Genomic DNA, 2053 nt, shown 5'->3' with positions numbered 1-2053 from the left:
AACTGTTCGGCGCCTACAGCAAGCATGACAAGCAGGCATCCATCGCCCATGCGCTTACCGGCGGCTGGGCGGCGGCGTTGCGCATCATGGTCGCCTCGAATGCCATCTGCGGCCGCCAGGCACCAATCGGTCCCGGCAGCGACATGGCCGAGGATGGCATGGAGAAGCTGCTCGAAGCGGTGCTGGCCGGGTTGACGCGGGACCAGGTCCGGCTGGTGGAAATGACCTGTATCGTCGGACGCATGTGCGGCCCGCTCTTCGTCGCATTGACTGGCATTGCGGAGCCGCGCGACCTCATCGACGAGGTCGAACACAAGCACAACCTGCTGGCAAAAGTGACGGAAGACGGCTACTGGTTCGCCTGCCACGATCTAACGCGTGAAACCGTGACGAGGCGGCTCATGGCAAAGGACCGGGCGTACGTCGTCGACATCGCCAGCCGTGCCAGCCAGTGGTATGCGGCGCAGGGCTACTGGTCGGAAGCGGTCAATCAGGCGCTGGCGGCGGACAATATCGACATGGCGATCAAATGGATCGAGGCCTGTGCGCCCAGGCTGGTGTACAAGGGCGACCTGCTAACCATGCTGGCCTGGGAAAATCGGCTGGAACTGACGAAACGGCCGACCACGCCGGTGCGCATCCTGCGTGCGATCGCCATGGTGCGCGTCCTCACCGATCACGACCAGGAAAACGCCAGCGTCGCCGACCTGATCGAGCTAATCGAAACCCGGCTGCAGGCAGAGCCTTCTTCGCGTACCGCCGAGCATCACTGGCATCTGCAGGCCATCCGGGCGATCTGGGCATGCAGAATCGACGAGATCGATGTCGCCCTCAAGCTGTCGGTCGATTGCCTGGCGCAACCGATCGCCTATCCCGCGCTGGCGGAATCGCTGCGCAGCGTGGTCGCCTATTCCTACCTGCAGTTCAGGCAGTGGACCGAGTTTTACCAGCACTCGCTGCTGGCCTCCAGGGGGCGGGATGACGAATATGCCTTCATGCCGAGGGTCTATCAGCAGATCCTGCTTGCCATCGCCGAAATAACACAATTACATCTGGACCGGGCGCAACGTCATCTTGAAGAGGCGCAGCGGCTTGCAAGTACCAGGCCGGGATCATCGTCGGTGCTGGGCGCATTGTGCAATGGCCTGCTCGGACTGGTGCGTTATGAAAAGCTCGAATTGCCGTCGGCGGAAGCGGCATTGAACGATGCGCTCGAGCTGGTGCCGCAAACTGGCTACATCGACATCATCTGCGCCACCTATACCGCGGCGACCAACGTTGCCGTGCTGCGGCAGGACGATGAGCATGCGCTGAGCCTGCTTGAAAAATGGGAGCGCAACGCGGCGCTGTCGGGCGTCACGAGGCTGCAGGTCATCGCGGCATACGAAAAGGTCTGCTTCTTCCTGCGCGAAAAAAGCACCGCGCAGGCGCACGCCAGCCTCATCCGCATACGCGACGTGTATGCGGCGGCAACAAAAACCGACCAGGTTCTTCCGGCTCAGGTGAAGGTCTATGTCGAGCTCGCCGAGGGACAGTTCGCGCTGGCATCCGGACGGTTCGATGAGGCAAGACGGCATTTCGATACGGTCTACCAGGATGCCTTGCGCCTGGGCGATGTCTACAGCAGCGTGCTGGGCGCCGTGCCGCTGGCTTATGCCGAATTCGCGTCGGGACGAACGGACGAAGCCATCCGTCTATTCGATGAAGTAATTGCGCTTGCGCAGCCCATCAGGTTGAAAGGTTCAATTCTGTCGCAGCCGGTCGGCCTGATGCCGCTGCTAGAGGCGTACAAGAAATACGCACCGAAGGGTGGCGGCAATCTGGCGCACATGGCGTTCGTGAATGAACTTGCCGATGCTGTCACAGGGAACGCGGCCAGCGTTGCCGTCACACTCAGCCCGCGCGAGGTCAGCGTGCTGCAGCTTGTCGCGCAGGACAAATCCAACAAGGAAATATCGCTGATACTGAAGATCACGCCCGAGACGGTGAAGACGCATGTCAAAAGCATTTTCCTGAAGCTCAACGTCAGCAAGCGCAATGCCGCCGTGGGGCG

1 protein-coding gene is annotated in these 2053 nt (G+C 61.3%); it reads left to right on the top strand.

Annotated features, from left to right (window positions below; translation table 11 throughout):
• Positions 1-2053: helix-turn-helix transcriptional regulator (locus VGU61_RS00210; protein ID WP_326857063.1), on the top strand; the 2053-nt coding region annotated here is incomplete at both ends.

It is taken from the genome of Noviherbaspirillum sp., from assembly GCF_035944575.1.
GTDB lineage: Bacteria > Pseudomonadota > Gammaproteobacteria > Burkholderiales > Burkholderiaceae_D > Noviherbaspirillum.
Note: the sequence above shows the minus strand (reverse complement) of the source record. Positions and strands in the feature narration are given on the sequence as shown.